This window comes from Candidatus Amarolinea aalborgensis, assembly GCF_900491745.1.
GTDB lineage: Bacteria > Chloroflexota > Anaerolineae > SSC4 > Amarolineaceae > Amarolinea > Amarolinea aalborgensis.
The window spans coordinates 274611-298007 of record NZ_UETR01000003.1; the positions used below are offsets into that span (position 1 = coordinate 274611).

The 23397-nt window shown below is 62.9% G+C and carries 19 protein-coding genes; 10 read left to right on the plus strand and 9 right to left on the minus strand.

From position 1 onward, the window contains the following. Positions 1-3 precede the first annotated feature (3 nt). From ACPQ6D_RS05910 to ACPQ6D_RS05930, 5 genes are all read left to right on the plus strand, one after another. Positions 4-1788 carry an alpha-amylase family glycosyl hydrolase gene (locus ACPQ6D_RS05910; RefSeq protein WP_423223374.1) on the plus strand — a complete coding sequence of 595 codons (1785 nt, stop codon included), beginning with the start codon at positions 4-6 and terminating at the stop codon, positions 1786-1788. Between the two features lie 451 nt (positions 1789-2239). Further along, the gene (locus ACPQ6D_RS05915; protein WP_423223375.1) at positions 2240-2449 is read left to right on the plus strand and encodes a hypothetical protein; all 210 of its coding nucleotides are present in this window, start codon (positions 2240-2242) and stop codon (positions 2447-2449) included. A 310-nt stretch (positions 2450-2759) separates the two neighbouring features. Continuing rightward, positions 2760-3929 carry a DUF362 domain-containing protein gene (locus ACPQ6D_RS05920; RefSeq protein ID WP_423223376.1) on the plus strand — a complete coding sequence of 390 codons (1170 nt, stop codon included), beginning with the start codon at positions 2760-2762 and terminating at the stop codon, positions 3927-3929. Between the two features lie 321 nt (positions 3930-4250). Beyond that, complete coding sequence (locus ACPQ6D_RS05925) at positions 4251-5399, plus strand: DUF362 domain-containing protein (RefSeq protein ID WP_423223377.1); 1149 nt, start codon at positions 4251-4253, stop codon at positions 5397-5399. Positions 5400-5434: 35 nt separating this feature from the next. Then, positions 5435-5716, plus strand: coding sequence for a hypothetical protein (locus ACPQ6D_RS05930; protein ID WP_423223378.1), 282 nt, complete (start codon positions 5435-5437; stop codon positions 5714-5716). Between the two features lie 114 nt (positions 5717-5830). Here the strand turns inward: ACPQ6D_RS05930 and ACPQ6D_RS05935 are convergent, their stop codons facing one another. The 4 genes from ACPQ6D_RS05935 to ACPQ6D_RS05950 all read right to left on the minus strand — a co-directional run bounded on the left by ACPQ6D_RS05935 (position 5831) and on the right by ACPQ6D_RS05950 (position 12580). Next, positions 5831-7258: an NHL repeat-containing protein gene (locus tag ACPQ6D_RS05935; protein ID WP_423223379.1), complete on the minus strand. Its 1428-nt coding sequence runs from the start codon at positions 7256-7258 to the stop codon at positions 5831-5833. A 182-nt stretch (positions 7259-7440) separates the two neighbouring features. After that, positions 7441-11787, minus strand: coding sequence for an alpha/beta fold hydrolase (locus tag ACPQ6D_RS05940; protein WP_423223380.1), 4347 nt, complete (start codon positions 11785-11787; stop codon positions 7441-7443). Between the two features lie 28 nt (positions 11788-11815). After that, complete coding sequence (locus tag ACPQ6D_RS05945) at positions 11816-12136, minus strand: helix-turn-helix domain-containing protein (RefSeq protein WP_423223381.1); 321 nt, start codon at positions 12134-12136, stop codon at positions 11816-11818. 111 nt (positions 12137-12247) lie between these two features. After that, entirely contained in the window at positions 12248-12580 is a 333-nt protein-coding gene (locus ACPQ6D_RS05950) for a hypothetical protein (RefSeq protein WP_423223382.1), read from the minus strand. Between the two features lie 228 nt (positions 12581-12808). Here ACPQ6D_RS05950 and ACPQ6D_RS05955 point away from each other — a divergent pair, with 228 nt between their 5' ends. Both ACPQ6D_RS05955 and ACPQ6D_RS05960 read left to right on the plus strand, forming a co-directional pair. Then, entirely contained in the window at positions 12809-13087 is a 279-nt protein-coding gene (locus tag ACPQ6D_RS05955; protein ID WP_423223383.1) for a hypothetical protein, read from the plus strand. A gap of 2 nt (positions 13088-13089) precedes the next feature. Continuing rightward, positions 13090-13503: a PIN domain-containing protein gene (locus ACPQ6D_RS05960; protein ID WP_423223384.1), complete on the plus strand. Its 414-nt coding sequence runs from the start codon at positions 13090-13092 to the stop codon at positions 13501-13503. Here ACPQ6D_RS05960 and ACPQ6D_RS05965 read toward each other — a convergent pair. The 5 genes from ACPQ6D_RS05965 to ACPQ6D_RS05985 are packed head-to-tail and all read right to left on the minus strand — an operon-like array spanning position 13500 to position 18355. Then, positions 13500-13832 carry a hypothetical protein gene (locus ACPQ6D_RS05965; RefSeq protein WP_423223385.1) on the minus strand — a complete coding sequence of 111 codons (333 nt, stop codon included), beginning with the start codon at positions 13830-13832 and terminating at the stop codon, positions 13500-13502. The genes ACPQ6D_RS05960 and ACPQ6D_RS05965 overlap by 4 nt on opposite strands. 8 nt (positions 13833-13840) lie before the next feature. After that, entirely contained in the window at positions 13841-17320 is a 3480-nt protein-coding gene (locus ACPQ6D_RS05970) for a class I SAM-dependent DNA methyltransferase (RefSeq protein WP_423223386.1), read from the minus strand. Positions 17321-17347: 27 nt separating this feature from the next. Beyond that, positions 17348-17707 (minus strand): hypothetical protein, encoded by a 360-nt coding sequence (locus ACPQ6D_RS05975; protein ID WP_423223508.1) that lies wholly within the window; start codon positions 17705-17707, stop codon positions 17348-17350. Continuing rightward, entirely contained in the window at positions 17673-18065 is a 393-nt protein-coding gene (locus ACPQ6D_RS05980; RefSeq protein WP_423223387.1) for a type II toxin-antitoxin system VapC family toxin, read from the minus strand. The genes ACPQ6D_RS05975 and ACPQ6D_RS05980 overlap by 35 nt, the downstream gene beginning before the upstream one ends. Then, entirely contained in the window at positions 18062-18355 is a 294-nt protein-coding gene (locus ACPQ6D_RS05985) for a hypothetical protein (protein ID WP_423223388.1), read from the minus strand. Before ACPQ6D_RS05985 ends, ACPQ6D_RS05980 begins: the two co-directional genes overlap by 4 nt. A gap of 242 nt (positions 18356-18597) precedes the next feature. Between ACPQ6D_RS05985 and ACPQ6D_RS05990 the strand changes: the two genes are divergently transcribed. From ACPQ6D_RS05990 to fbaA, 3 genes are all read left to right on the plus strand, one after another. Then, on the plus strand, positions 18598-19593 hold the full coding sequence (locus ACPQ6D_RS05990) for a type I glyceraldehyde-3-phosphate dehydrogenase (protein WP_423223389.1): 996 nt from the start codon (positions 18598-18600) through the stop codon (positions 19591-19593). Positions 19594-19895: 302 nt separating this feature from the next. Further along, entirely contained in the window at positions 19896-22139 is a 2244-nt protein-coding gene (locus ACPQ6D_RS05995) for a 6-phosphofructokinase (protein WP_423223390.1), read from the plus strand. 133 nt (positions 22140-22272) lie between these two features. Next, complete coding sequence (gene fbaA, locus ACPQ6D_RS06000) at positions 22273-23343, plus strand: class II fructose-bisphosphate aldolase (protein WP_423223391.1); 1071 nt, start codon at positions 22273-22275, stop codon at positions 23341-23343. The last annotated feature ends 54 nt before the right edge of the window (positions 23344-23397 follow it).

Genomic DNA, 23397 nt, shown 5'->3' on the forward strand with positions numbered 1-23397 from the left:
TTCATGAGCAACAAGAAGAAAATCAGCGGTATGGGTGCGATCCCGCACGCCGGGGGAGTCGCGTTTCGGGTGTGGGCGCCCAACGCAAAGCGAGTCTCCGTCGTCGGCTCGTTCAACGGATGGGACGGTCAGAAAAATCCCATGCGCGCCGAGGGTAATGGTACGTGGTACATTGACATTGCCAACGCGCGCGTTGGTGATCAGTACAAGTTCTTGCTGACAACCGCGCTGGGCGAGTTGATGCGCATTGACCCCTATGCCCGTGAGGTGACCAATTCAGTCGGCAACGCGATTATCTACGACTCGAGCTTCGACTGGAAGGGGGATGACTTCCAACTTGCGCCCTGGAACGAGCTGGTTATCTACGAGCTGCATGTCGGCACCTTCAACGAGAAGGAAGACAACGTGCCCGGCAAGTTCGCCACGGTCGCATCCCGCCTTGGGCACCTGAAGAAGCTCGGCGTCAACGCCATCGAGATCATGCCCATCGCCCAGTTCGCGGGCGAACGGTCATGGGGTTACAACCCTTCCCATATTTTTGCGGTTGAGACCGACTACGGCGGCCCCCTGGGGTTCAAGCGATTCGTCAAGCGCGCCCATGAGCAGGGCATCGCGGTGATTCTCGACGTGGTTTACAACCACTTCGGCCCCAGCGACCTCGATCTGTGGCAGTTCGACGGCTGGTCCGAAAACGGGCGCGGCGGAATCTACTTCTACAACGACGAACGGGCGACCACGCCGTGGGGCGACACCCGGCCCGATTATGGACGCAGCGAGGTCCGCCAATACATCCTCGATAACGCCCTGATCTGGCTTGAGGAATACCACGTGGATGGTCTCCGCTTCGACGGCACCGTTTACATTCGGACCCCCGCCGGCCCAGGCAGCCCTGACCTGCCCGAGGGCTGGAGCCTACTGCAGGACATCAACAGCTTGGTTGCTCAGAAATTCCCCGGCCGCCTCACGATTGCCGAGGACTTGCAGAACAACGCATGGCTGACCGCGGACGTTGCGTCTGGCGGCGCCGGATTCGGCTCGCAGTGGGATTCCAACTTTGTCCACCCCATCCGCCAGGCGGTAATTGCGACACAGGATGAGCAGCGCTCGCTCGCCGCCATCCGCGACGCGCTCTGTTATCGCTACAACGATGACGCCTTCGAACGGGTCATCTACAGCGAATCGCACGACGAGGTGTCGAACGGCCAGGCGCGCGTGCCGCACGAGGTCAACCCAGAGGACCCCACGGGCTGGTACGCACAGAAACGTTCGACCCTGGCCGCGGCGATGGTCTTTACGGCCCCCGGCATCCCCATGCTCTTCCAGGGCCAGGAGTTTCTCGAAGGAGGTTGGTTCCGCGACACCGTCCCGGTGGACTGGGATCAGCGCGAGGAGTTCCAGGGCATCGTGCGACTGTACCGTGATCTCATCCGGCTGCGGCTGAACCGCAGCGGCTGCACGCGCGGCCTCTGCGGGCAGTTCACGCAGGTCTATCACCTGGACGATGATCGCAAAGTGATCGCTTTCCACCGTTGGGACAAGGGTGGACCCGCGGATGACGTCGTGGTCGTGGCTAACTTTCTCAATGAGCTGCAGGATGGCTACGTCATCGGCTTCCCGGCTGCAGGAAAATGGAAGCTCCGATTCAACAGCGATCGGCAGGATTACAGCGAAGCCTTCGAAGGTCATGCGAGCACTGATGTGGTGGCCGAAGCGGGCGAGTACGACGGCCTCCCCTTCCACGCCGCGCTCTCGATTGGCCCCTACAGTGTGTTGATCTTCTCGCAATGATCGAGCGCGGTTTTCCAGCTGGTCACCAGCGCCTTTGGCCTGAATGCGCCGGCCTGCGACTTCAACAAGGACGGAACCGTGAACGTGGCGGATATTCAGTTTGCGGCGAATCGCTGGCGGATCGGCTGCTAGACGATAGCCGGGGCGTGGGCGGTTGAATCCGCGGCTACCGTTACGAAGACTTCGGCGAGCCGTCGGCCGCTGCCGACTGGCAGCAACCGCCGCAGGGCGGTTTTGTCGTTGTTGCAGCGACTTCAGTCGCCCGGCGTGTACAACAAACGTGAAGGAGCCAGCCCGGCAAGTCATTCGTATGTCACACAGACAACCATCGTTTGTGCTGATGACCGGGCCGCGCCGTTCGGCTATACTTTCACTGATGATAATCGTAACCCACGAGATTAATGATCGTACAAGAGCGCCCACGGGGCAATGATCGCACAAAGGAGTTCAGATGATGGTAGACGAGACTAAAAAGACCGATGAATTGGCTGCTCACATTGAGGGGATTACCCCACCGGCATCTGCGGCCAAAGACGCGACTGCAGCGCAGCCTGCTCGCGCTGGAACCGGGCCCGCGCACAAGCGGCTGTCTTATGGCGAACGCAAACATCTGCGGCGGCAAAAGCAGGCCGGTGAGATCAAAGTAACGCCGCGGCGCTAACGGTTTCGTTCAGGTCGCAAGTCACTACCCGGAAGAATTTTGCAGACAAGACGCCAAGAACTGTTTTCTCTTGGCGTCTTCGCGGTTCCCCACACTTGTACATTTCCAAATACCGAACTGCCAAGACGCAAAGGCATTTTCGTGCATGGTGGTGCGCCCAGGGCATGGCGGGCTGGTTTGAACAAACCGATGGCGGTTTCATTTGACAAACTCCGCTCTGCGCGAGATACTTTGCGCAATTTGTCACTTAGTGTGGGCCGACGAGAGCGTCGGCCCACAAAGTCTATCTTGCGACATCGAAGGAGATGCCATGCCAAGCACCGTCTATTATGCTTCGCCCCGCCAAACGCGGCTGGAAGCCAACGAAACGCTGCCGATCAAGCTGGACCTGATCGTGGACAAGCTGGGAATACGCGACCGCGTCAAGGGTGAGAATGTGGCGATCAAGATGCACCTGGGCGGCAACGTCGGCTACTCGACCTTGCACCCGGTGTTCGTGCGGCGTGTGGTGCAGGCGGTCAAAGAGGGCGGCGGCCGACCTTTCATCGTGGATCTGAACTGGTCCGCGGGCGACGCGGCCGGCCGCGGCTACACCCCTGAAACCCTGGGCTGCTCGATCTTCCCCATCGGCGGCATGGACGAGCATTACTACTACCGACATACGCACCCGTTCAAGAACCTGAGCGAGTGGATGCTGGGCGGCGGCATCCAGGATGCAACATTCCTGATTGACCTCTCGCACCTCAAGGGCCATCCGTCGTGCGGCTTCGGCGGCGCATTCAAGAACCTGGCCCTGGGCTGTATGATGCAGCCAACGCGCGGGGCCATGCACGACGCCTGTCATTTCGATCCGTACTGGTTCCCTGAGCGCTGCCCCGATCCCCAGGTGCGCGCAGCCATCATCGCCGCGTGTCCGCATGGGGCCGTGGTGCAAGACAAGGAAAACGCAGACAGCCTGCACCTGCACTTCGAGAACTGCAACCAGTGCGGCCGCTGCCTGCAGGTGGCGCCGGCCGGCTCCTTGAAGATTGACCCGGTGAACTTCCACGCGTTTCAACAGGCGTGCGCGATTTCGGCCAGCCTGACCCTCTCCACCTTTGCGCCGGGCAAGACCACTTTCATCAACATCGGTACGCATATGACGCCGGTCTGCGACTGCTTCGGCTTCACCGGCCTGCCGATCCTGCCTGACGTCGGCATCTTCGGTTCGGACGACATCGTCGCAATTGACCAGGCATCCCTGGACATGATTGCCCGCAGCCGCTTGATCGAGGAGAACGTCCCGCTCTCGATGGAACCCTGGTACACCGAAGGCCATCCCTTCCAGCACCTGCACGGCCCGCTCAAGGATCCGTACAAGGTCGTCGAGTACGGCGAGAAGCTTGGCCTGGGATCGCGCAGCTACGAGCTGATTGACGTGATGCCGGTCGAGCAGATCGCGCGCGCGCCCCTGGGCTACATCAATCTGCATGCCGACTGACTTGAAAATAGCCCTGTAACGCAATCCGCCGGATTGCAGCGCCCCGCGCCCTGTAACGCAATCCGCCGGATTGCAGCGCCCCGCACCCTGTAGCGCAATCCGCCGGATTGCAGCGCCCCGCACCCTGTAGCGCAATCCGCCGGATTGCAGCGCCCCGCGCCACGCAGGCAAGCCGCCGGCTTGCGCACCATTTTCGTTCACGGTTGTGCGCCGAGCGCATGGACAACTGAATTGAAGACGCTTTAACGCCAAGACGCAGAGGCGCAAGGATGCAAAGGCATTCTCATTCACGGTTGTGCCCCCGGAGGATGGCGAACTGACATGATGAATCGCCGGCAGTTCTGCCAGAAGGTATTTTGGTTCGGCGGTGTGCTGGCCCTGGCACCCTTCATCGAAGGCTGCGCCGAGCCAGCATCAGCGCCGCCTGCAGACACCCCCTTACCCACGGCAACGTCAAGGGCGGCCGTTGGTCCAACCGCCGCGGCGCCGACCGCCACGGCGACGAATCCGCCGACAGCCATCTCTCAGTCTACGCCAGGCGCCACGGCCTCTCCCACCGTCACGCCTGATTCCTCCTTGGCGACGGTCGCGCTGGTCAGCACCACCGACCGCGTCATGGGCGTGCGTCGCGCCATCGAGCTGCTCGGCGTCCACGCGATTGGCGGGCGCCATGTGTTGCTCAAGCCGAACTTCAACAGCGCGGCCGCGACGCCTGGTTCCACGCATGACGACGTGCTGCGAACGCTGCTCGCCAGCCTGCGCGACCTGGGCGCACGCTCGATCACCCTGGCCGACCGCAGCGGTATGGGTGCGACGCGCCGGGTCATGGAGCAAAAGGGTATTTTTGCCCTAACCAAGACGTTTGGGGCGACGGTGGTGGTGTTGGACGAACTCCCGGCCGACGCCTGGGAAATCAGCAACGGGAACGACACCCATTGGAAGCGCGGCTTCCCGGTGCCGAAGCTCCTGCTGGACGCCGAGTGTGTGGTTCAGACCTGCAATCTAAAGACCCACCGCTACGGTGGGGATTTCACCCTCTCCCTGAAGAACTCGGTCGGCTTCGTCGCCAAATCGCATGGCGCCTACAACTACATGAACGAGCTGCACGGCACAGACGACCAGCGCCGGATGATCGCCGAGATCAATACGGCCTACCAACCGGCGCTCGTCGTTCTGGATGGTGTGGAGGCGTTTGTCAAGGGCGGGCCAGACACCGGCACGCGTGCTGCGACCGGGGTTATCCTGGCCGGCGTTGACCGCGTGGCGCTCGACGCCGCCGGGGTGGCGATTCTGCGCTTGTTCGGCACGACGCCAGAAGTCAGCCACGGCCACGTCTTCGAGCAGGAGCAGATCGCGCGCGCGGTCGAGCTTGGCTTGGGCGTGGACTCGCCGTCCAAGATTCGCTTTGCCACCGGTGACGAGGCCAGCCAGGCGTATGCAGCTCGCATCGAGGCGGTGTTGGGGGCCTAGCCGGGGTCACGACAAACAAAGTTGGAGGGGCTTTCATGACGGTAAACAATTCCATCCCAACGAACTTGCGGAAGATCACGGTGATGTTGCCCGAAGCGCTCTTGTCGAGACTGCGTGAGCATGTGCCGGCTCGACAGCGCAGCCGGTTCATCCTTGAAGCGATCGAGGAGCGCCTGGCGCTGGAGGAACAGATCACCGCACTGGCGGAGACAGCGGGGGCGTGGTCTGACCAGAACCATCCCGAGATGCCCACCGATGAAGATATTGATCATTGGTTGGACAATCTGCGCCAGTTGTGGAGTAAGAAGGAATCATAGAACCAGGCCGACTTCTCAGGCATCTCGGGCCTCAGCCTGGCTCCCCTGCCCGAGGAATTCGCGTAGTACACAACGATTCCACCATGCGCAGATTATACAGATTTCCGTCCGTTGTCAAGGCGCCAAAGTCGAGTAACGAGTTGGAACGAATGGCGAGAAGCTCCGATACCTCACCGCCTCACCGATCCAGAGCGCAATGTTTGACGATGGCTTGCCCCCTACAGTTTTGAACGAGCCGCCGACATAGAGGTTGCGCTGCCCGTCCACCGCCAAGGCGTTGACGTATGGATATGGACGGTATCCCCACATGCCGGAGCCGAGGGAGTGCCAGGCGCTGCCGTCCCAACGCGCAACGTAGGGGGTCATTATACTCCCCGCGTAGGTGAATTTGCCGCCAGCATAGACATTGCCCTGCCGGTCCGGCGCCAAAGTATACACGAAATAGTTTACACCGGAGCCGAGGATGTGCCAGGCGCTGCCATCCCAACGCGCAATGTTGCGGGCGTGCTGGTCCCCCGCGCTGGTAAAATTGCCGCCGACATAGGGGTTGCCCTGCCCATCGAAGGCCAGGGCCCAGACCGTGGGGTAGGCCCCCTCCACACCGCGACGGAGGGGATGCCAGGCGCTGCCGTCCCAGCGCGCAATGTAATTGGCATCCACACCTCCCGTGTTGGTGAACTGTCCCCCGGCATAGAGATCGTTCTGTCTGTCAAGCGCCAGGGCGCTGACATATGGATACCAGTAACCAACCATGCCAGAGCCGAGGGGATGCCAGGTGCTGCCGTCCCAGCGCGCAATGTAGTTAGCGTTCACGTCCTCCGCCATGGTGAACCGCCCACCGGCATAGAGGTTTCCCTGCCCGTCTAGCGCCAGGGACATGACGGTGCCGTCAGTGCCGGAGCCAAGAGGATGCCAGGCGCTCCCGTCCCAACGCGCAATGCGGTTGGCATCCGCGCCCCCTGCCGTGGTGAAGTCGCCGCCGGCATAGAGATTTCCCTGCCCGTCCACCGCCAGGGCGTATACCCCATGGTTCATGCCGGAGCCGAGCGGCCCCCAGGCGCTGCCATCCCAACGCGCCACCCGGCTGGCGCCCACGCCCCCCGCAATGACGAAGTCGCCTCCAGCATACAGGTTCCCCGACTCGTCCATTGCCAAGGCGTGAACGGTATCGGCCATGCCGGGTTCGCCAAAGCCGTCCACCCAATATTCGTCTCCTGGAACGAAGGGCGCGAAGCGCAGCGCTCCGCCAGATGCGCGCTTGAGTTGATGGCCCGCCGGAACATCGCTGCCGGCAAAGCCGGTCGGCAGGTCCAGTGTCCCGCCCGGTTGCAAGAAGTCGGCAATCGGGGGCGCCAGATGCGCGATCGCGGCCACAGACGTGGCGACCCACTGCAAGGTTGACGGCTCGGCATGGGAAGACGCAGACGGCAGGTTGGCCATCGCCGGCAGAGATGAGAGCGTGAAGCTGGCTACGCCTGCGAGGGCAAACGCCGCAGCCAACAGGAAGCGCCGCGCGCGGGGGAACATTATCCTGAAATGCATGACCACCTCATCTGAAAGGTGTCGGCTCTAAACTGCTGCCAACGTGAGATCGACATGCTGATGCGCTCGATGTTTGCACGGTTTACCTTAGCAGCAGCATAGGTGGCTGTTTTGGTTAATCGCCTCGACTCGTTGCCGACAGTGTCGAACCTGCGAGATTTGTTGCGATCGCTGGTCCTGCCTCAATCCCAGCAAGTTTCATTCCAACGACTGGTCACCAAGATGATGTCCGCCACACTCACAAGATCGTCACGGTTAAGGTCCACGTCGGGGTTGAACGTGGTAACGCCCCACTCCATGGTGACGGCCATGAGATCGAACAGGTCAACGGCACATGAGTTGTCGACATCGCCGCGCAGGCCGAACTGGCGATAATCGTACAAGCCTGTAACGTGCACGTTGTTCGCCGTCTGGGCAAGCACACCTCCCAGGCCCAAATCATACAGGAGTACGTTGGTGATCGTGTAGGGGCCACTCGACCTTGCCCGGTGGATGTCACGTCCCGGGAACGCCAGGGTTACCGTCTGGGTACCGGTGGCCAGAACGGTTGTTGTCATCACGCGCAAGGTTTCGGCCACACCGGTCGGCACCAGGTCGGCTGTAAACGACATGGTCACCGGTGCGGCGGCAACAACCCCCATGTCAACGAGCAACGCGTCGTAGCGGCCATCAGTATTGAGATCGGGCGTGCGCACGGCGTAATGCCCGTTCAGGTGCGCGGCTTGGGAGCTGATCGCAAACACGAGCGCAGCCTCCCGGTTGTAGGGCGTCCCGCCGTCGCTTCCAGTTGCCACAACGCGGCCCAAGACGTACCCGGGGGCGATTGGAATGAGATAGCTTGCCTGATAGCTGCCGCCGCCCAAATCGGTCAAGGTGATCGTGTCAGTGATTCCATCGGTGCGCGGTAAGATCGCCTGTACCGTCGCCCCGGCCAGACCGGATGCGCCATTGGTCAGGGTTGCTGTCAATGTTGCCGTGTTGCCTACCTGGTACAACTCCTGGTTTGCCCCGGCCGCCAGCGTGCGTGCCGTCTCCATCCACACACTGGTGTGATAGCCACTACCCGTGGTGGGGGTCGTGGCGCCGCCCATCCACAACGTCCAGGGGCCGGGGACCGTCTGCGTGAAGGCATAAGCGGCCCAGGCGGGCTGCTCTCCGCTGGCAGCGGCTGTTGTGAAGCTCACGATGCCGGGATTGGCGGCCGCGTAGGCTGGTGTAATCAAGACGCCTGACGGATTGGTGAGAGTATAAGCCAGGGCGCCATCCAGCCAGGAGAGCATGAACACACTGTGTTCGCTGGTGTCAACCGCCACGGTGTAGCAAACCACCTGACCCTGTTGCACGGAGCCAACCCTATCTTGGGTGTGACCGGACAGAATAGGATCGTTGGCCGGGCCGAAGCCTTGCGACAGCACGTCCGCGTCGGCGCAGTTTCCGCTCAAACCCAAGCCACGGCGAATACAATCGTAGCGGGTGGCGCCGGTGAAATAGCCGCCGTGGTCGCTGGACGTCTGCAAGCGTTGCACCTGGCTGCCGCTGACAGCCGTGCCAACCGGCCAGTAGCGACCCGTCGCACTGGCGAGCCCCACCCAGCTGTCGTTTAGTCCCTCTGAGAGCAGCCAACGCAGGCTGCTCGCGTCGCTCCATGTGCCGCCGATGAGGGTGTAGGGAACGTTGCTGGCGCGCGTATGGTAGATCCAGTTCAACGCTACCATGTTCGTGAACTGACAGAGGGCCGGCTGGAAACCGCAAACGATCGTTGCCCCTACAGGAATCGGGTAGATAAGGGCCGCAGGGTAGTTGACGCCCCCATGCGGCGATCCGAGGGTGATCAGACGCTCGACATCACCCTGATACAGATTGGAATCCTCCAGGTAAATACGGCTGACCAGCCCCCCCATGCTATGACCGATGAGGATGACCTTGTCTTGCTGGGATTGAGATATGACCGATGCGACCTGGCGCTTGAGACAGGCGGCATTGACTTCCAGCGGCGGCGTGTAGGACCGATGCGTCTGGAGGCTCGCCACGTAGACGGGGTAGTGATCATTATTCAGACGGCCAGCCACATCGGCCCAGGAGCTGTGCGCTGGGTTAGAGCTATCAAAGGGCGCCGCCGTCAAGGTACAGTCACGACCCTGGTCTTCAGGGTACGCGCCTAACCAGCCGTGCACGAGCAGTACGGGGTAATGAACCGCCGGGTTTGGCGTTGGCTGCGGCGTGGGCGTCGGATACGCCGTGGGCGTGGGCGCTGGTGGCGGCGGAGTTGGACCGGGTTGGCCGGCCACGCCGGTCCAGAGCGCGATGCGTGATGATGGCTTGCCCCCCGCGGTGGTGAACGAACCCCCGGCATAGAGGTTCGCCTGCCCGTCAACCGCCAGGGCAGATACCGGACTGTCCATGCCAGAGCCGAGGGCGTGCCAGGCACTGCCGTCCCAACGCGCAATGTAGTTGGCGCTCACGCCCCCCGCGGTGGTGAAGCTGCCCCCGGCGTAGAGGTTCCCCTGCCCGTCCACCGCCAGAGCCTCTACGTAATGGTTCATGCCGGAGCCAAGGGCGTGCCAGGCGCTGCCGTCCCACCGCGCAATGTAGTTGGCGTTCACGCCCCCCGCGGTGCTGAAGTAGCCCCCGGCATAGAGGTTCCCCTGCCCGTCCACCGCCAGGGCCTCTACGTAATGGTTCATGCCGGAGCCGAGGGCGTGCCAGGCGCTGCCGTCCCAGCGCGCAATGTAGTTGGCGCTCACGCCCCCCGCGGTGGTGAAGCTGCCCCCGGCATAGAGGTTCCCCTGCCCGTCCACCGCCAGGGCCTCTACGTAATGGTTCATGCCGGAGCCGAGGGCGTGCCAGGCGCTGCCGTCCCAACGCGCAATACCGTTGGCGCTCACGCCCCCCGCGGTGGTGAAGTAGCCCCCGGCGTAGAGGTTTCCCTGCCCGTCCACCGCCAGGGCACGTACCCCATCGTTCATTCCGGAGCCGAGGGTGTGCCAGGCGCTGCCGTCCCAGCGCGCAATGTAGTTTGCGCTCACGCCCCCTGCGGTGGTGAAGGCGCCCCCGGCGTAGAGGTTCCCCTGCCCGTCCACCGCCAGGGCGTAGACATATGGATAGTTAACGTATCCACCCATGCCGGAGCCGAAGGCGTGCCAGGCGCTGCCGTCCCACCGCGCAACCCGGTTGGCGCTCACGCCCCCTGCCGTGGTGAAGGCGCCCCCGGCGTCGAGATTCCCCTGCCCGTCCACCGCCAGGGCATATACCCCATCGTTCATGCCGGAGCCGAGGGTGTGCCAGACGCTGCCGTCCCAGCGCGCAATACGGTCGGCGCTCACGCCCCCCGCAGTGGTGAAGTCGCCGCCGGCATAGAGGTTGCCCTGCCTGTCCACTGCCAGGGCAAGAATGAATGGATAGTATCCACCCATGCCGGAGCCGAGGGGGTACCAGGCGCTGCCGTCCCACCGCGCAATGTAGTTGGCGTTCACGCCCCCCGCGGTGGTGAAGTAGCCCCCGGCATAGAGGTTCCCCTGCCCGTCCACCGCCAGGGCATATACCCAACTGTCCATGCCGGAGCCGAAGGCGTGCCAGGCGCTGCCGTCCCAACGCGCAATATAGTTGCTCCCGGCATAGAGGTTGCCTTGCCCGTCCACCGCCAGGGCAAATACGTAACTGCCCATGCCGGAGCCGAGGGGGTGCCAGGCGCTGCCGTCCCAGCGCGCAATGTAGTTGGCGCTCACGCCCCCCGCGGTGGTGAACAAACCCCCGGCATAGAGGTTGCCCTGCCCGTCCACCGCCAGGGCTGCTACCCCATCGTTCATACCGGAGCCGAGGGCGTGCCAGGCGCTGCCGTCCCAGCGCGCAATCCGGTTGGCGCTCTCGCCCCCTGCCGTGGTGAAGTAGCCCCCGGCATAGAGGTTGCCTTGCCCGTCCACCGCCAGGGCACGTACCAGACTGTCCATGCCGGAGCCGAGGGCGTGCCAGGCGCTGCCGTCCCAGCGCGCAATCCGGTTGGCGCTCTCGCCCCCTGCCGTGGTGAAGTAGCCCCCGGCATAGAGGTTGCCCTGCCCGTCCACCGCCAGGGCACTTACCCAACTGTCCATGCCGGAGCCGAGGGTGTGCCAGGCGCTGCCGTCCCAACGCGCAATGTAGTTGGTGCTCACGCCCCCCGCGGTGGTGAAGCGGCCCCCGGCATAGAGGTTGCCCTGACCGTCCACCGTCAGGGCATTTACGTAACTGCTCACGCCGGGATAGCCAAAGCCGTCAGCCCAGTATTCGTCCCCCGGGTCGGAGGGCGCAAAGCGTAGCGTGCCACTGGGTGCGCTAATGAGTTGATAACCGGTTGGGTCAAGGCCGCCGGCAAAGCCGGTCGGCAGGTCCAGTGTCCCGTCCGGCTGTAAGAAGTCGGCCACAGAGGGCGCCGCCACGCGGTGCAACGCCGAAGGCGCGACCGCAGCCACAGACGTCGCCACATGCGGCGACACGCTAATAACCGCCCAGAGCACGACAACCAGGAAATAAGCGACCAGTCGTTTCGTCCACATTTGGGACCTCCATATGGGGAAAACTCCCTCAGTTCTGAATCCGATAGTCCAACAAATGAGGCTCTTTTTGCAGAAGCTCAAGCAATACCTTGGTCGAACCGGAGGGCGAACGTTTGCCTTGCTCCCATTGGCGCACTGTGGACGCGCTGACGTTCAGGGCCTTGGCGAAGACGATCTGACTCAGCCTGGTCTTCCTCCTGATTTCTTGAATATGGACAGGAGACATTTCAACCTCTGGGACGATGACCCCGAGGTCGTCGAGTTGTTTCTTGGTGAATGTGGTGGGAAGGCCCAAGTCTACAAGACCCTGGACGGTCTCGCCGATGGCCTCGCGAATACTACTTCTCATCGGATCCCTCCTCGATTCTGCACAGTTCCTCGTTACTCTATCACATTTTCCCATGCCCGAACTGGTCGTTTTGGCGGCTGACGAAAATGGGCAGATCACCGCCGTCAATCATTAGTCCAACAGATTATCCATCATGCGGCTCAGCGGCTTCCAGACCAGCGCACTCAGGACGTTGGATACGAGCCACCACACCGCGACCCCCACCATGTACCGGGTTCTCCCGGCGGGTAGAAACTGCGACACGGCCCAGAACACCGCGCCGAACGTGAAGCCGTAGCAGGCAGTCCAATAGGCGGCTTTCAGCGTGGCCTGGCTCACCGCCCGCGAGGGCGAGTAGATGCGTTCGTAGGCCACCAGGTGTTCCCAAAGCATGTACGCTGCGTACAGGATCAGCACTACGCCGATTACGACACGATCCCACGGCACGTTCAAATACCACACCATGCGCTGATTATAGTGAATATGCGGGATGGGGGCCAACTGACAGCAGGTGGGGAGAAGAGCGGAGCGAGAAAGTACATTAACCCATCGTCCCGCGCCTGACCCAGGGTGGCGAGCCATGTAGCGACGTACTCAGGCGCAATCCTGGGATTGGCATGCGTAAACACCTTGACGCTTGGCGGATTATGTGTATAATTAAGGCACAATAGACTGTGCCTAATGGAGTGCACCATGACGCTTGCGTCTGCTTCTGTCCGTATGAACGTATTGCTGCCGGCCGATGTCGCCAGGGATCTGCGCGCACAGGTTCCCCCGCGCAAGCGGGCGCGCTTTGTGGCCGAGGCGGTGGCACGCGAGCTGCGCCGCCTGGAGCTGCAAGCGGCGCTGGATGACAGCGCGGGAGCCTGGGAGGACGCCGATCATCCCGAACTGATTGACGGTGCGGCGATTGACCGCTGGATTGCGGAAGGACGCGCCCAGATGAACTGGGATCGCCGTGAGGAGAGTTAGCGATGCCGGCCTACCTGCTGGATACCGGCATTCTGATTCGCCATTTGCGCAAGCGCCCCGGCTATCGTGAGCTCGTGCAGCGGTTGAACCAGGGCGGCGACGTCTACATCTCCGCCTTCACCCGTGTCGAGGTGCTGCGCGGGATGCGAGACCACGAACGCGCTCGCACCTTCGTCCTGCTCGACAGCTTCTCGACGCACGTCATTGACCGCAGCACGGCTGATCAGGCCGGCGAATGGCTGCGCGCCTGGCAAGCCCGCGGGATCCTTCTGGGCGGGCCGGACGCCGTGATCGCGGCCTCAGCCCTGCAAGCCGGCGCGGCGTTGGTCACCACCAATGCGCGTCATTTTCCCATGCCCGAACTGGTCGTTTTGGCGGCTGACGAAAATGGGCAGATCACCGCCGTCAATCATTAGTCCAACAGATTATCAATCATGCGGCTCAGCGGCTTCCAGACTAGCGCACTCAGGACGTTGGATACGAGCCACCAGACCGCGACCCCGACCATGTACCGGGTTCTCCCGACGGGCAGAAACTGCGACACAGCCCAGAAAACCGCGCCGAACGTGAGGCCGTAGCAGGCGGTCCAATAGGCGGCCTTCAGTATGGCCTGGCTCACCGCCCGCGAGGGCGAGTAGATGCGTTCGTAGGCCACCAGGTGTTCCCAAAGCATGTACGCCGCGTAGAGGATCAGCACTACGCCGATCACAACACGATCCCACGGCACGTTCAAATACCACACCATGCGCCACGCTACCCGGCGACGAACCGCCCATCGTCCAGCGCCTGCGCCTGGCCCAGGGCGACGAGCGTGGCGAGCCAGTCGGCGACGCGGGCCGGTGAAGCCCCGCTGAACGCGGCGGCTACTTCGGCCGCGCGGACCGGCCGGCCGGCGGACGCAGCCAGCGCACCGCGCACCGCGGCCGCCTGCGCGGCCATGCCCTCAGGCCAGGCGCGCAAGACTGCCGCAACCTCCCCGGCTTCTGCTTCTTCGATCTGCAGCGCGGCCTGCTGCGCCTGGGGCGCGGACCCGGCCGGCGCCTGGTAGTCCGGCCGCAGCCAGCGAATCAGGCCGGACGCCTCTTCCGCGGCCCGCGCCGCGTTGAGCGCGACCAGCCGCGCCAGAATCTCCTCATCGGGCAGACCTTGTCCTGCGCCTGTCGCAGGATCGGCCGGCCAGCCGTACGCTTCGGCGACGGCCGCGTCCAGGTCGTCGTGCAGCTGCTTGAGGATCGAGACCAGCCCTTGCGCGTGGATGATCTTGTCCTTGGCGGTCAACGCCTCGCCGCCGCGCAGCTTCGCCAGCACGTTGTACAGGTCGGTGAGGGTCAGCCTGGGGTGTTGAGCCTGCTGGCGCTTGCGGTGCGCATCCAACTCCTCAGCCAGGGCGCGGATGCGGGTCTTTTGCGCATCGGTGGCGGCGGGGAAGGGAAATTTCTCGAAGCAAGCGGTCTTGACGTAGACCGGCCTGTCCTCAAGCCTGCTGCCTGTCCGCATAGCCCAGGTGACGTGAATACTACTGGAAAGGACACCCAGAAAATAAGCGTCATCGAGAGCAATGTTGATCAACTTATTGTCGGGTAGAACCTCAGCATCTAGGAAGACAAAGATGCGATGCTTGGATGTCTCCACTGTAGCAATGTAACGGTGAAGACCTCGCAACGCTGATCTGAGCTCTGTGTTCTTTCGGCCAAACAGCCACCAGTTTTCTCGTCTATACCGCTCTTGGTTCTGATCTCTCTCGGGCTTAACTCGCTCCAAGACTCGTTGATAGACTGCTGGGAAGCGCTGTCTCACCTCTTCGGCAGTTAATCCGTCCAGATCAATAACCATGAGGCCACGAGAGGTTTGCGCAATATCTCGTCCGTTTCGATAGTGGCGAATATGCTTCTCTAACCCAGTGATTGATCCAAGACCGAGAGCTACAGCTTCGGAAGGTGTCACCAGGAATCCGGCGCCGTGTAACTTCACTCCCGTATTGCTGATCGCAGAGTTGGCGCGTAGGGCAGATGAACGACCGACCTCTACGCCGATATTCAAATCAGACAAAATCATACCTGATCTTGCCCGAAGTTGGACGGTTATCTCGCCATCTGTACCGCTGGACTCTCCTGTCACCTCGCACACAACTCCGGCTCGGTCTCCGAACTCCGCAACAGTCATGGCTACTCTAACAGCAGCACCATCAGCGCTATCAACCCACGGATGATCGGGAATGGCAAACACAAGCGAGAGTTGCGGGGTGCTGTTGATATAGTGCTCCAACACTTGTCGGTTTAGAGGCTGGCGCAGGCTGTTGGTGGTGATGAATCCAAACCGACGTATCTTGCCGGTGCGCACCAATTCCGCTGCTTTGTCCCACCAGAACATCACATAGTCGGCCGAACCTGGCACGTTGGAATATGCCCCACGGAGCGCTTCGACGTAACCATCGCCCAAGAACCCGCGCATCCGCCAGTTCCCGATGAACGGCGGATTGCCCACGACGAAATCGGCCGGCGGCCACGCGGCCGGCCGCGGGTTGAGGTAGCGCCAGGCGGGCATGCGGGCGGTTTCGTCGGGCACCGGTTCGCCGGTGACGGGGTGCAGCCTGGTCGTGCGGCCGTCCCAGCGCGTGACCGGCCGGCCTGCGGCGTCCAGCAGCGGCTCGACCGCGTCCCACGCCAGCATCGCGTCGCGGCACTCGATGTTGTGGAAGCTGCGGATGATCGGCTCGGCCAGGTGCGCCAGGTCGCCCTCGGTGCGCAGGCGCCACTGCAAATAGCCGATCCACAGCACCAGTTCGGCGATGGCCGCGGCGCGCGGGTTCACCTCGATGCCCAGGAATTGGCGTGGGGAGACGGTGACGCTCTCCACGTCGAGCAGCATCTGGCTGCCGCCCACCTGCCGGCGCACCTCCAGCACCTCGGCCTGCAGGCGCATCAGGTGCTCCAGGCTGACGTAGAGGAAGTTGCCCGATCCGCACGCGGGATCCAAGACCCGGATGCTCGCCAGGCGGCGCTGGAAGGCCTCGATCTCGGCCAGCGCCTTCTTGCTCTCGCCCTCATCGGTCAGGCGCGCGGCCGCGGCCTGCACCGCCTCCCACTCAGCGCGCAGCGGCTCGACCAGCGCGGGCAGCACCAGGCGCTCGACGTACGCGCGCGGGGTGAAGTGTGCGCCCAGCTTGTGGCGTTCGGCCGGATCGAGCGCGCGTTCCAACAGCGTGCCAAAAATGGCTGGCTCGACGTCGCGCCAATCGGCCTGCGCGGCTTCGATCAGCAGCTGCAGCTGATCTGCGGTCAGCGGCAGCGCGCTGGCGTCCGCGAACAGCCCGCCGTTGAAGTGCTTGATCGGCGCGCGCAGCGCCAGCGAGAAGCCGCCGGCCGCCATCGCCTGCCACAGCTCGCGCACAAAAACCGGAAAATGGGCTACGCTGTGGCGCGCATCGGCCAGCAGCTGCGTGAAGCTGCCGGTTGGCAGCAGCCCCACATCCTCGGCGAACATCGTGAAGAGGCAGCGCATCAGAAACTGGGCCACGGCCTGGGGATCGAACTTCCCCTCCAGCGCCCGCGCCAGCCGCGCCAGGCGGTCGGCGATGTCGCGCGTCACGCGCGCGCTGCGCCGGCTGGGGTCCAGGCTCATCGGATCGAGCCAGACCTGGCGCAGGAGTGCGCGCACGTCCGGGTCGGCCAGCTCGGCCAGCTTGAGGCGGTAGTGGGCTGGATCAGGAAAGGGGACGTAGTTGCCGCCGCTGCGCGTGAATTCGCTGTACAGCGCCAGGCTGTCGCCTACGTCGGCCACGATCAGGAAGGGCGGCCGGCCGCCGTCGGCGACCTCGGCCGGGGGCAGGTTGCGCGCGTACGACTGCGCCTGCTGCCGCGCCCGTTCCATCGCCGTGTCCCAGGACGCGGCCCCGCGCAGGGCCGCGCCGCGCTTGCGCGCCCGGCTGGCCGACTGTCCGGCCAGCGACAGCGCGGACGCGCCCGCCTCCGCGTCGCGGCCCTGCTTGGCCTCCAGCACGAAGCAGCCGCGACGATAGAGGTCTATGCGACCGGTCGCGCCGTGGGGCAGCGGCACCGCTTTTTCGAAGACGTAGGCGTTGGCGGCCTCATCGGGCGTGGTCGGCTGCGGACGCGCGACTTCCAGCACGTCGCACAGCTCGGAGAGGAAGAGCTGATAGTTGGCGCGCTCGGCCGCGCCGGAGGCAGCCCAGCGCGCGATGAAAGGGGCAACGAGGGTCGGTTGGTCGGTCATGATTATTCAGTATAGAAATTTCGTTGGCTACAATTTCACCCACACCAGCCGGTCGAAGCCGAGCGCCACGATGGCGAAGGTGTGCAGACGCAGCTTGGCGCCATAAACGGCATGGAGCGTGGCGCGGTAGCCCACGGCCTTGCGCGTCGCCTCGGCCAGCGCCGCCGCAACCAGGGGCAGGCCAGCCAGTTCCTCACGGGGCGTCGCTTTGACCGCCTCGCCGGTCAGGCCCAGGTCGCTCAGTGGGATGTACTTGAACTCCAGCAGCGCATCTTGCAGCGTGTACTTGCGCATATCCGGCCGCACGATCAGGGTGGCGACTTTCGGAGAAAGCGCCGTCATGTCCGCATAGCTACGCGCCAGGGCCGGCTCCGAATCGGTTGACAAAGGGGTTGAACAGCGACAGACCCGCAATCCACTTGAAATCGTCCGTATTTCGGGTGACAAGGGTGAGATTGCGTGCCAGAGCCGTGCCAGCCACCAGCGCGTCTCCGAGGCTCATCTTGCGTAGTCGCCGAAGCTTGACGGCTTGCTCCAGGACATCTTGAGACAAGGGCAAGACTGGCGCAGCAGCAAAGAACACCTCAAAGTGCTGCCGCTCTTCCTCGGTCAAACGATGATAGCCAAGCACTTCGACGTAACTCACTGCCGACACAGCGGGGGTGTTCTGCGCAATGAACTGGCGCAATGCCTCATGGGTTGGCTGCGCCGCATAGATAATGATGTTACTGTCAATGAGCATCATACTTCCCTGCCCGGCAGCATTCGATCAACGCGCACTGTCCGTTCCCAAGCGCCTGCGTCACCAATATCCCCGAGGGCGTTGATCTCGGCCAGTATTCGCAGGGCCGCAGCCATCCGTGCGCCCTGGCTTTCCACATCTTCACTGGCTGCAACCGGTAGCTCATCCAATACGGTTACGTATACCGCGACGGCTTGGTCGGTCGGAATTCGCTCACGCACATCCCCGCGCCATTCAAGATAGTTGCCCCGCAGGATCGCTCTGTACGTTGAAAGTACTGCTTGTGTTGCCATAGCGCCCTCCTTGATTCATGCATGATGAACCTCATCAGCATCGTAGCCTGTGTATTATACGCCAAACAGAGGCTGCGCGGCAATTGATGGGCAGGACGCAGATAAACGCAGGCTGATCTGCGTCCTACTCGGGAACCTCGTAAATGGTTACGCTGCCAGATGGCATTCTGGCTAGAGTCATGTTACAATATCCCAGGGCGATACGATTCGCTAACCAGACGCATTACGAAAGGAACATTCTCATGGCACGGATTGCAATCCACGGTTTTGGTCGCATTGGGCGTTCGCTGATGAAGGTGGCGCTCAAGAACAACCTGTTCACACCGGTCTCGATTTCGGACATCAAAGACATTCCGACGTTGGCCGCGTTGTTCGAGGTTGACTCCAACTACGGCCGCTGGGGCGAAGACGTTAAAGCAACGAACAATGGCTTCGTCATCGGCGGGCGCGAGATTCTCTACTTCGACTCGATGAAGGCCCTGCCCGACTGGCGGGCGCTGGACATTGATCTGGTCATTGACTGCACCGGCCGCGCCACCACGCGCGCGGGCGCGCAGGCTCATCTCGATGCAGGCGCCAAGCGGGTGCTGGTCAGCGCGCCGAGCAAGACGCAGGCAGACTGCGACGCCGTGCTGCTGCCGGGCATCAATCTTGACACCTTCGATCCGGCGAAGCACAAGATCGTCAGCATGGCGAGCTGCACCACCAACGCGCTCGCCCCGGTCGTCAAGGTGGTCATCGAAAACTTCGGCATCAAGTACGGGCTTTTCTCGACCATCCACGCCTACACCAACACGCAGTCGCTCACGGACCAGCCGATGAAGGATCGCCGCGATTCCTGGGCCGCGACCGAGAACATCATTCCGTCTTCGTCCGGCGCCGCGCGCGCCTTGTCGTTCATCTGGCAGGGCCTGAAGATCACCGGCAAGGCGTACCGTGTGCCTACCCGCACTGGCAGCATCGCCGAGCTGAACCTGCTTACCGAGCGACCGGTGACCGCACAAGAGGTCAACGACGCCTTCCGTCAGGCTGCCGCCGTGGCGCCGCTGAAGGGCATCATGGGCGTGTTGGAAGATGAATGGGCCTCGTCCCGCATTGTGGGCGACCCGCATTCGTCCATTGTGGACCTGCCGCTGACCGTGGTGCAGGGCGATTTGCTCTCCGTCGCCGCATGGTACGACAACGAGATGGGCTACTCGACGCGCCTGGCCGAAACCGCCGCGCTGCTCGCCCGCTAACCAGCGCCATCGCCCGACAGGGCGTCGCCAACGTGACCAGGACTTACGCACTCAAGCTCTCAGACGGTCCGCGACCCTCGTTTGGTCGCTCGAAGAGCAAGAAATTCTAACGCAAAGACGCATAGACTCAGAGCCGCAAAGCGTTTATTGGCGTCTTTGCACCGTGGCGCCTTTGCGTTGAAGCATTTGGTTCCGGCTTGTCCGCGTTAGGTCGCAGATCGGCTGGGAGCCTCTGTGGTGTAAGTCCTGGTAACGACTGACCTCCTGCCAGGATGAGGTAAACTGCCTGGGGAGAAACGAAGATGTCAAACACGCCCGTAACGGCGATTGGGGTCCTCACCAGCGGCGGCGACGCGCCCGGTATGAACGCGGCGCTGCGCGCGGTGGTTCGTACGGCGCTGAACCGCGGGGTCGCGGTCTACGCCATCTTAGAAGGCTACCAGGGGATGGTGGACGGCGGAGACCGCATCCGCCAGATGACCTGGGATGACGTCAGCGGCATCATGCAGCGCGGCGGCACCGTGATCGGCACCGCGCGCTGCGCTGCGTTCCGCACGCGAGAAGGCCGGCTGCTGGCGGCCAAGCACCTGCTGGAACGTGACATTGACCGCCTGGTAGTCATTGGCGGCGATGGCAGCCTGAGCGGGGCGAACGAGTTTCGCCAGGAATGGACCTCGCTGCTGGCGGATTTGGTGCAAAGCGGCGCGGCGACCGCCGAGCTGGCGGAACGTCACGCGTACCTCAACATCGTCGGCCTGGTCGGCTCCATTGACAACGATTTTTACGGCACCGACATGACGATCGGCGCGGACACGGCACTGCACCGCATTACCACGGCGCTCGATCAAATCAGCAGCACCGCGGCCAGCCATCAGCGCAGCTTCGTCGTGGAGGTGATGGGGCGCAATTGCGGCTACCTGGCCCTGATGAGCGCGCTGGCCAGCGGCGCTGAATACTGCCTGATCCCGGAAAACCCGCCCGATACAGACGATTGGGAAACCCACATGTGCGACGTGCTCAAGGCCGGCCGCGCCGCAGGCCGTCGCGACCTGACCGTGGTCATCGCCGAAGGCGCGCGCGACCGCAACGGCAATCCCATCACCAGCGAGCATGTGCGCCAGGTGTTGGCCGAGCGCTTGCATGAAGACGTGCGCGTCTCCATCTTGGGGCACATTCAGCGCGGCGGCGCGCCCAGCGCGTTCGACCGCTGGATGAGCACCCTGGTCGGCTCCGCGGCCGTGGATGAGCTGCTGGCGGCCGGGCCGGAGAGCGAACCGCAAATGATCGGCATGCGCTATAACCGCATCCGGCGCCATCCCCTGATGGAGTGCGTCGCGCAGACGCGCGAAGTGCCCAAGGCCATCGCCGCGCACGACTACGAACGCGCGATGAATCTGCGGGGCAACAGCTTCAATGAGGCGCACCGCACGTTTCGCACGCTGCTGCGGGCCTTACCGCACGCGCCGCAGCCCGGTCAGCGACGCCTGCGCCTGGCTATTTTGACGGCCGGCGCCGCGGCGCCCGGCATGAACACCGCCGTGCATGCGGCGGTGCGACTGGCCATTGACCAGGGACATATCGCCCTGGGGGTTATGAACGGTTTTCAGGGCTTGCTTGACGGCCAGATCAAAGAACTCGATTGGATGAGCGTGCACGGTTGGGGCGCCGTGGGCGGCACGCTGCTTGGCTCCAGCCGAACGTCGCCCGAAGGCCCCGACCTGGCGATCGTAGCGCGCACCCTGGAGGAACATCAGGTTGACGGTCTCTTGGTGATTGGCGGCTGGCTGGCGCATCGCGCGGCGTACAATCTGCATGCCGCACGCGCGGACTACCCCGGCCTCAACATCCCCATCATCTCCCTGCCCGCGTCCATTGATAACAACCTGCCCGGCAGTGAAATCAGCATTGGCGCGGACACCACCCTCAACAGCATCGTCGAGGTGGTGGACAAGATCAAACAATCGGCCGTGACCACGCGCCGCTGTTTTGTCATCGAAGTGATGGGGCGGCGCTGCGGCTACCTGGCCATGATGAGCGGCCTTGCCACCGGCGCGGAGCGCGTCTATTTGCCTGAGGAAGGCATCACGCTGCGCGATCTGGAAGCCGACCTGGGCGAGATGACCCAAGCCTTCCGGCGCGGTAAGCGGCTGAGTCTGGTGATCCGCAACGAAAACGCCAATCCGTTGTACACCGCAGGTTTCATTTGTTCCTTATTCGAGCAAGAGGGCGGCGGCCTCTTCGATGTGCGTCAGGCCATCTTGGGTCATATGCAGCAGGGCGGCGACCCTTCGCCGTTCGACCGCATTCAGGCCACGCGGCTGGCCGCGCGCTGCCTGGCCTTCCTGGTCGAAGAGGCCGGAAAGGGCGCGGCGACGGGCGCGGTCATTGGCTTGCAGAACGGCCATGTCACGATCCACGACATGGAAGAGATGCCCGCGCTGGCTGACCGCGCGAACATGCGGCCAAAAGAGCAGTGGTGGTTGGATCTGCAGCCGATTGCGCGACTGATGACTCAACTCAGCGACGCCGCTGAGGCAGGGGCGTGAAGCCTGAGCGCAGAGAATTCTCACACGAAGCCGCAAAGACACAAAGAAATCGGTTTGGGTCTCAGGGTCTTAGTGTCTTGGTGTGGGTCATTTATTCGGTTCTGAGTTTTATGGGTTAGGGAGGGTTATTCTCATGTCAACGTTGAAAGATCTCATGCCGGCTGGCGTCGTCGTGGGCGACGATGTGCAGAAGGTATTTGCTTACGCCAAAGCGCATCACTTCGCGCTGCCCGCGGCCAACTGCACGGGCACCAACACGGTGAATGCCGCACTGGAGACCGCCGCGGAGTTGGACACGCCGATGGTCATCCAGTTTTCTAACGGCGGCGCAGCCTTCTATGCGGGCAAAGGGTTGAGCAACAGCGGCCAGCGCGCCGCGATTGCCGGCGCCATCGCGGGAGCGATGCACGTCCATCAGCTCGCCGAAGCGTACGGCGCACGAGTGCTGGTGCACACGGATCACTGCGCCAAGAAGCTGCTGCCCTGGGTAGACGGTCTCTTGGACGCGGGTGAGGCGTACTACAAGACGCACGGCAAGCCCCTCTTCAGTTCGCACATGCTGGACCTGTCAGAAGAGCCGCTGCCCGAGCTCGTGGAGATATGCAAACGCTACCTGGAGCGCATGAGCAAGATGGACATGACGCTTGAGTTCGAGTTGGGCATCACCGGCGGCGAAGAAGATGGCGTGGACAACACGGGCGTCAGCAGTTCCCGGCTTTATACGCAGCCGTCCGAGGTGGCGTACGCGTATGAGGAGCTGATGAAGGTCAGCCCTCGCTTCACCATCGCCGCGGCCTTCGGCAACGTACACGGCGTTTACAAGCCGGGCAACGTGAAGCTGCGCCCGGTGATCCTGCACAACTGCCAGGTCTACATCCAGGAGAAGTACGGCACGCCGGAAAACCCGCTCAACCTGGTCTTCCACGGCGGCTCTGGCTCCACCTTGGCGGAGATCCGGGAAGCCGTTTCGTACGGTGTGGTCAAGATGAACATTGACACCGACCTGCAATGGGCTTTGTGGGAAGGCATCAAGAATTACTACGTCAAGAACGAAGGCTACCTGCAAGGTCAGATCGGCAACCCGAAAGGCCCGGACGAGCCGAACAAGAAGTACTATGACCCACGCATCTGGCTGCGCGCGGGCGAGGAAGGCTTCAAAGCGCGGCTGCGGCAGGCCTTCGAAGAACTGAACGCCGGCGCCTGAGAGTTGCCGCCCCCCGATCAGTTCCAAACCTGACCAGTTTTTGACCACAGAGAT

Bases quoted from the DNA above. Each gene is read 5' to 3' on its own strand.
- ACPQ6D_RS05910 (WP_423223374.1), top strand. From the start codon at position 4: ATGAGCAACAAGAAGAAAATCAGCGGTATGGGTGCGATCCCGCACGCC.
- ACPQ6D_RS05915 (WP_423223375.1), top strand. From the start codon at position 2,240: ATGATGGTAGACGAGACTAAAAAGACCGATGAATTGGCTGCTCACATT.
- ACPQ6D_RS05920 (WP_423223376.1), top strand. From the start codon at position 2,760: ATGCCAAGCACCGTCTATTATGCTTCGCCCCGCCAAACGCGGCTGGAA.
- ACPQ6D_RS05925 (WP_423223377.1), top strand. From the start codon at position 4,251: ATGATGAATCGCCGGCAGTTCTGCCAGAAGGTATTTTGGTTCGGCGGT.
- ACPQ6D_RS05930 (WP_423223378.1), top strand. From the start codon at position 5,435: ATGACGGTAAACAATTCCATCCCAACGAACTTGCGGAAGATCACGGTG.
- ACPQ6D_RS05935 (WP_423223379.1), bottom strand. From the start codon at position 7,258: ATGCATTTCAGGATAATGTTCCCCCGCGCGCGGCGCTTCCTGTTGGCT.
- ACPQ6D_RS05940 (WP_423223380.1), bottom strand. From the start codon at position 11,787: ATGTGGACGAAACGACTGGTCGCTTATTTCCTGGTTGTCGTGCTCTGG.
- ACPQ6D_RS05945 (WP_423223381.1), bottom strand. From the start codon at position 12,136: ATGAGAAGTAGTATTCGCGAGGCCATCGGCGAGACCGTCCAGGGTCTT.
- ACPQ6D_RS05950 (WP_423223382.1), bottom strand. From the start codon at position 12,580: ATGGTGTGGTATTTGAACGTGCCGTGGGATCGTGTCGTAATCGGCGTA.
- ACPQ6D_RS05955 (WP_423223383.1), top strand. From the start codon at position 12,809: ATGACGCTTGCGTCTGCTTCTGTCCGTATGAACGTATTGCTGCCGGCC.
- ACPQ6D_RS05960 (WP_423223384.1), top strand. From the start codon at position 13,090: ATGCCGGCCTACCTGCTGGATACCGGCATTCTGATTCGCCATTTGCGC.
- ACPQ6D_RS05965 (WP_423223385.1), bottom strand. From the start codon at position 13,832: ATGGTGTGGTATTTGAACGTGCCGTGGGATCGTGTTGTGATCGGCGTA.
- ACPQ6D_RS05970 (WP_423223386.1), bottom strand. From the start codon at position 17,320: ATGACCGACCAACCGACCCTCGTTGCCCCTTTCATCGCGCGCTGGGCT.
- ACPQ6D_RS05980 (WP_423223387.1), bottom strand. From the start codon at position 18,065: ATGATGCTCATTGACAGTAACATCATTATCTATGCGGCGCAGCCAACC.
- ACPQ6D_RS05985 (WP_423223388.1), bottom strand. From the start codon at position 18,355: ATGGCAACACAAGCAGTACTTTCAACGTACAGAGCGATCCTGCGGGGC.
- ACPQ6D_RS05990 (WP_423223389.1), top strand. From the start codon at position 18,598: ATGGCACGGATTGCAATCCACGGTTTTGGTCGCATTGGGCGTTCGCTG.
- ACPQ6D_RS05995 (WP_423223390.1), top strand. From the start codon at position 19,896: ATGTCAAACACGCCCGTAACGGCGATTGGGGTCCTCACCAGCGGCGGC.
- fbaA (WP_423223391.1), top strand. From the start codon at position 22,273: ATGTCAACGTTGAAAGATCTCATGCCGGCTGGCGTCGTCGTGGGCGAC.